Genomic DNA, 5,161 nt, shown 5'->3' with positions numbered 1-5,161 from the left:
CGAAAAACTCCACAATGGCAAACAGGGCTTTGCCCTAACAATTAAAATGGCACATGACCCGTACCAACAGATCATGTGCCATTATTTAATCTAATACCATTATCTTCTTATCTATAGCAAACCACGGTACCTGCCCCGCAATTTCACGCTTTCTAATCCGGTTCATGAGCTCCAGATATACGAAATTCTCACACAAAACCCCCTCTATAGTTTCAAGCGGCTCTCCTGTAAGTTTAAGGAAATACCCTGCCACACCCAAATCATTAAAATAATATCTGCAATTATCCACGATATCAAGATTACTACAGTCTACGCTCATACTGCAATACCCGATCTGGTGTGATAAGTACAGCCAGCTTATAGCATAATTTGTCATTCTTTTAGATATCCTGCCACTTTCTTCCTTAAATATAATTTTTGTCAGATCTGTAGTTAAATCCTTTGTACCTTTTTTCTCCTTTAAAAGAGTAACTGCAATTGATGAAAACACTTTCTCAAACATCTCCAGTTCAAGAGGGCTTTCAAAATATTTGGAAGATTCCTTCACAAAAATGTGTATCAAGTTCTCAATAACTGCTTCACATTCCTGAATACTATTACTCTGCAGATAAGTAATCACAACTTCCGGATATCCACCAATCTGAAGGTATATTTCAAAATACTGTCTTAATTCATCATATAATACATGCTCTGACTCACCATACAGACTGATGCTTTCATATTCATCCCTCTTCCCAAATGCATCCAGAAATTCCGGAAATGTAAGTGTGGTCATCGTAAGCGTATCCACATCCCCGGCCGATAAAAAATATTCCTTATCCCGCGTTTTACCCAAATAAGAACCAGTCACAATAAAATGAGCTTTAAAATCCCTTGCAAACTCCCGGATCCTACTGTAGACCACTGCTGATTCCTGTATTTCATCAATCACAACCAGAAATTCTTCCTCATCTTTAAATTCAGGATCATAAAGCAGTAAGGCCTTGTGAATCGGATGTTCTTCCCGTTTCTGCTCTGGCTCCCAACTGCTCGCTGCATCCAGACACTTTAAAAAGTCAGCACCTGTTGAGCCAACCATATTAATATAAAGATATCTTTTATATTCCTGTCTGGCGAATTTATCTAAAATGTATGTTTTTCCAACCTGTCTTGCACCTTCTAATTCCAATACTTTATGAGTATTTTTATTTTTCCAGTCAAGTAATTTTTTGTATATATTCCTTTTAAGTTCCATGCCGCACCGCCTAACTGATTTTACAATCTATAACTATAATTACCATTATACGTAATATTTCCCTCTTTCACAAGCCGCAATCACTTTACTGTTTATAAGGCTAAATAAAAACTCATCAGCCCGCATTATAGTTTACTTCGCAAATAAAACATAGTATAATTTCGATATAATATTACCATTAATAATGAAAATATGGAAATCGGGGTGATGAGATTATGTCAAAAACAATAGCAATCGGACTTCAGGACTTCAGAAAGATAAGAGAGCAGAATACTTTTTATGTAGATAAAACAAAATTAATTAAAGAATGGTGGGAGTCCAGAGATGATGTCACTCTGATCACGCGACCCAGACGTTTTGGGAAAACACTCACAATGAGTATGATTGAACAGTTTTTTTCAATAAAGTATTCGGAATGCAGTCAGATTTTTGAAGGATTATATATATGGTCTGACAAAGAATTTCAAAAACTACAGGGAACATATCCCGTCATTTCACTTACTTTTTCTGATGTCAAGGAGACTTCATATGAACAGATGAGGAAAAAAATATGTGAGATTATCGTGGATCTATATAATGAAAACGATTTTTTACTGAACGGTGATATCCTAAATGACCGGGAAAAAGAATATTTCCGCAAAGTATCCGCTGAAATGGAAGATTACGAAATTACGATCGCACTACGCAGATTGTCAGGTTATCTGTTTAAGTATTACGGGAAAAAAACAATCATTCTTCTGGATGAGTATGATACACCCATGCAGGAGTCTTTTGTCGGAGGCTACTGGGATGAATTTACTGCTTTTACAAGGAGTCTCTTTAATGCAACATTTAAAAACAATCCATACCTTGAGCGGGCTATCATGACCGGGATTACGCGAATCAGCAAAGAATCTATTTTTTCAGATCTGAATAATCTTGAAATTGTTACAACAACTTCTTCAAAATACGATGAAATGTTTGGTTTTACAGAAGCAGAAGTTGATGCGGCTTTGAAAGAATATGATTTATGGGATCGCAAGGCAGAAGTCAAACGATGGTATGACGGTTTTACATTTGGTGAGAAAAAAGAGATTTATAACCCGTGGTCAATCATTAACTTTCTGGATAAGAAAAAAGTCGGACCGTATTGGACGAATACAAGCAGCAACCTCCTTGTGGGAAAAGTGATTCAGGAAGGTACAAAACAGGTAAAGGAAACCTTCGAGACTTTACTTTTAGGTGGAAGCATATCCACCGCAATTGACGAACAAATTATATATAACCAGCTCAATCTGGACGAGGGGGCAATATGGAGCCTGCTTTTAGCCAGTGGTTACCTCAAGGTAAAAGGGCAGTCAATCCACGAGGGGGATTACGGGCAATGGAAACATGTTTACGAGTTAGAAATTACCAATTATGAAGTCAAGGTTATGTTTCACGATATGGTACGGGACTGGTTTGCTTCCTCTGCCTCTAATTATAACGAATTTATACGGGCTTTGTTACAGGATGATTTAAAAGCCATGAATATTTATATGAATAGAATCTCTGTATCCACATTCAGTTACTTTGACACAGGCAGGAAGCCCTCAGAAAGTGAACCGGAGCGCTTTTATCATGGGTTTGTCCTCGGATTGATCGTAGAATTGGCAAACCGGTATGAATTAACCTCTAATCGGGAAAGTGGATTCGGGAGATATGACGTAATGCTGGTACCTAAAAACCATGAGGATGATGCTGTGATTTTGGAGTTTAAAGTACAGGATATGGATGATGAACGGGAGCTTTCCGACACTGTACAGGCAGCAATTCGGCAGATAAACAAAAAAAATTATGCGGCATCACTTATCCAAAAGGGAATTCCGGATAATAAAATCAGAAAATATGGATTTGCATTTCAGGGGAAAAAGGTTCTGATTGGCAGTGAGAGTAAATAGGAAAGGAAGCACCTATGGATATCTGGGAAAAATTATATGAAAAGGCAGCAGCAGAATATCATCCCGAGGATGTATCGCCATTTGTGTATGCTCATCATGTAGTATGTGCATTGGAAAGTGAGAATGGTGACATATATACAGGCTTTTGTATTGAGAGCTGCTGTGGTGTTATGGACTTATGTGCAGAAAGGGTTGCGGCACTTAATATGTACGTAAACAGCGGCCAGACAGTAATTAAAAGAATGATTACCTTCCGGGATAAGGCTCCTTATGGAGGCGCAAGCGGTATGCCTTGTTGTGCATGCCGTGAATTTCTGATGCAGTTATCTATAAAGAATAAAGATATTGAAATTATGGTTGACTACAATACAAGAGAAACCGTAAGGCTGGAGGAACTCATGCCAAAATGGTGGGGAACAGAGCGGTATGAGAAAATATAACTCTTTGCCCCTGCAGTTGGCTGCGTTATAAATTTAGCTACGGGTCCTTGACTTTACTGATTCACGTGCCGTGCAGAAGAGTGTGCGGCACGTTTTGAATAACCTCAATCTATGAAACAAATCTTTGTTTAATTCATAGATTATTGACATTTTCAGTTAAAACGGTATATAATTACTCCAAAACGTATCAGAATCTAATTACAAATATAATGAAAACAAGGCGGTGACCTGATGGGCGGAAAGAATTTAAGTTACCACGAACAAAAGAACATTGATTACACACTGCAGTTACGGGAGCTGCTGGGTACATTACCTCCATATGCAACGGATTATTTTCGGGCTGTTGAAGGAAGAACCAGTCCGCGTACACGTATTTCCTATGCCTATGATTTTCTGGTTTTCTTTCATTTTTTACTTGAGAATAACCCCTCTTTATGCGGAAAACAGGTACGGGAAATCACTCTAAATGATTTAGACCAACTAAAAAGTGATGATATTGAAGAATATCAGGAATATTTAAAATATTATCAGACTGAAACTGCCAAACAGAAAAACTCAACCGGCAGCATTGCCAGAAAGCTTTCCTCCCTGCGCAGTTTCTTTAATTATTTCTATAAAAAGCAGCTTTTAAAAAATAATGCTGTCATGCAGGTAGATATACCTAAGAAGCATGATAAGGCTATTATCCATTTAGAACCGGATGAGGTGGCGATTCTTCTGGACGGCATGGAAAGTTATGGAAGCCAATTGACCGGACAGAAAAAGGCCTATTATGAAAAGACCAAGGTCCGCGACCTGGCGATCGTTACTCTCCTGCTTGGGACCGGAATCCGCGTGTCAGAATGTGTCGGTCTGGATCTGAACGATCTGAACTTCCGCGAAGGAAGCATGAGGATTATCCGCAAGGGCGGGGATGAAGCGGTTTTATACTTTGGCCGAGAGGTGGAGGACGCCCTTCTAGATTACATTGACGGCCCCAGAAAGTTAATAGCTGCGCAGGCCTTGGCCGGACATGAAAATGCACTCTTCTATTCCGTCCAGAAAAAACGGATCAGTGTCCACGCAGTTGAAAATCTTGTCGAAAAATATGCCCAGGTCTTCGTGCCGAACAAGAAAATAACCCCCCATAAACTCCGCTCCACATTTGGAACCTCTCTATATAAGGAGACCGGGGATATTTATCTCGTGGCCGATGCACTCGGGCACAGCGATGTGGATACAACCAGAAAACATTACGCTGCCCTGGAAGAAAACCGCCGCAGGAAGGCGGCCTCGGCGATAAAATTGAGGGAAGTTTAATCCTCCAGCGTTACGATCACCTTTTTCTTTCAGGCGAAGTACATAATTAAAGAATCCTGTTTCAAGGAGTTCTTGAAATATTTCTTTGCTAATGGCAGGTCATGGCAGATATCATACTGCTGGTTGATATCCGCTATGACCCAAGCTGCATCATATTCCTGCCGGTATTTTTACCTTATCTTTAGTGCTGATTTCTTTTATTTCATCAAGAACCTCAATCGGATATAAAATCCCCTCCTAGTATAATAATGATGTAGTCAATCAAGACT

General features: G+C 39.3%; 4 protein-coding genes. 3 read left to right on the top strand and 1 reads right to left on the bottom strand.

Features of this window, described 5'->3' with window-relative positions:
- Positions 1-85 precede the first annotated feature (85 nt).
- The gene (locus tag DWX43_RS26630) at positions 86-1,234 is read right to left on the bottom strand and encodes an AAA family ATPase (RefSeq protein WP_243099492.1); all 1,149 of its coding nucleotides are present in this window, start codon (positions 1,232-1,234) and stop codon (positions 86-88) included.
- 215 nt (positions 1,235-1,449) lie between these two features.
- On the opposite strand from DWX43_RS26630, the gene DWX43_RS26625 reads away from it, so the two are divergent.
- The 3 genes from DWX43_RS26625 to DWX43_RS26615 all read left to right on the top strand — a co-directional run bounded on the left by DWX43_RS26625 (position 1,450) and on the right by DWX43_RS26615 (position 4,892).
- Positions 1,450-3,153 (top strand): AAA family ATPase, encoded by a 1,704-nt coding sequence (locus tag DWX43_RS26625; protein ID WP_118623084.1) that lies wholly within the window; start codon positions 1,450-1,452, stop codon positions 3,151-3,153.
- Between the two features lie 14 nt (positions 3,154-3,167).
- The gene (locus tag DWX43_RS26620; RefSeq protein ID WP_118623082.1) at positions 3,168-3,593 is read left to right on the top strand and encodes a cytidine deaminase; all 426 of its coding nucleotides are present in this window, start codon (positions 3,168-3,170) and stop codon (positions 3,591-3,593) included.
- Positions 3,594-3,824: 231 nt separating this feature from the next.
- Positions 3,825-4,892 carry a tyrosine-type recombinase/integrase gene (locus tag DWX43_RS26615; protein WP_118623080.1) on the top strand — a complete coding sequence of 356 codons (1,068 nt, stop codon included), beginning with the start codon at positions 3,825-3,827 and terminating at the stop codon, positions 4,890-4,892.
- The last annotated feature ends 269 nt before the right edge of the window (positions 4,893-5,161 follow it).

Source organism: Clostridium sp. AF19-22AC (genome assembly GCF_003479085.1).
Classification (GTDB): domain Bacteria; phylum Bacillota; class Clostridia; order Lachnospirales; family Lachnospiraceae; genus Faecalicatena_A; species Faecalicatena_A orotica.
The sequence above is the reverse complement of the archived record's forward strand: the minus strand, read 5'-3'. Positions and strand labels throughout refer to the sequence as shown.